1 pseudogene is annotated in these 229 nt (G+C 72.1%); it reads right to left on the reverse strand.

The window, feature by feature from the left end:
- Positions 1–229: pseudogene (locus tag JMJ55_RS30755) on the reverse strand (hypothetical protein); the annotation flags it as partial.

The following is a 229-nucleotide window of genomic DNA, read 5'->3' on the forward strand; positions in this document are numbered from 1 at the left end:
GACGAGCGCAAGCGGGAGATCCGGATGCGCCGCGAGCGTGTCGGCCGTGTACTGCCGCAGGGCGTCGAGCCACCGCAGCTTGTAGCCGTAGTGCGGGTCGTCGAGGGTGCGTCCGTTCGGCACGTAGAGGCTCCACACGCGCACGCCGCCCACCGTTGCGCCGATCGCGCGCGCCTCGAGCGGCGCGTCGTGCCCGTCGTAGCCCTTCTTGAAGCCCGGCATGCCGCTG

The organism is Belnapia mucosa (genome assembly GCF_016775475.1).
Classification (GTDB): domain Bacteria; phylum Pseudomonadota; class Alphaproteobacteria; order Acetobacterales; family Acetobacteraceae; genus Belnapia; species Belnapia mucosa.